The sequence below is a fragment of the Caloramator australicus RC3 genome (assembly GCF_000297115.1).
Classification (GTDB): Bacteria; Bacillota; Clostridia; order Clostridiales; family Caloramatoraceae; genus Caloramator; species Caloramator australicus.
Map to the genome: position 1 here is coordinate 1 of NZ_CAKP01000058.1, position 674 is coordinate 674.

The window sequence follows — 674 nt, forward strand, 5'->3', positions numbered from 1 at the left end:
AAAAGGAGAAACAATAATTATTCAAACAAGAAATAGGAACAGGAAATAGCACTTACGAAATGATTGCCGAAATGATAAAAGAAGATTCTCGAAAAGATTGGATTTAAGTGTGAGATAAATCCTTACCTATTAACACATTATCTTATTAGAAAGGCTTTTAATCGCGGCATAAAGGTTTATGAGAATACTTATATTAGTAAAATGGAGTTTAAAGGCGATGAGGTTATTCTAACAACATCTAACGGTTTTACTATTACACAAAAAAAGTACATAATTTCAGCTGGATACGAAGGAAGAAAATACTTACCTAAACCCTATAGAGTTAAGTTGACAAGAAGCTTTACACTTGTTACAAAACCCATTAAAGAATTTAACGGATGGTTTGAAAGATGTATAATAAGAGATACAGAAGATTACTATACATATTTTAGAACAACTAAAGATAATAGAATTATGATGGGTGGAGAAGATATAGAAATTGGCGGTGAGCATAGCAAGATGGCTGATCTTAAGGATGAAAGGGTGGCAGAGGAAAAATATAAAAAAGTTATTTAATAAACTTAAGAATATGTTCCCAGAAATAAAGGATATAGAAATAGAATATAAGTTTAATGGCATATTTGGAATAACTGGTGATGGTTTACCCTATATTGGAGAACTACCGGGAATGCCTA

1 protein-coding gene is annotated in these 674 nt (G+C 30.9%); it reads left to right on the forward strand.

Annotated features, from left to right (window positions below):
• The first annotated feature begins 168 nt into the window (after window positions 1-168).
• Window positions 169-555, forward strand: coding sequence for an FAD-dependent oxidoreductase (locus CAAU_RS05225; RefSeq protein ID WP_242822564.1), 387 nt, complete (start codon window positions 169-171; stop codon window positions 553-555).
• The last annotated feature ends 119 nt before the right edge of the window (window positions 556-674 follow it).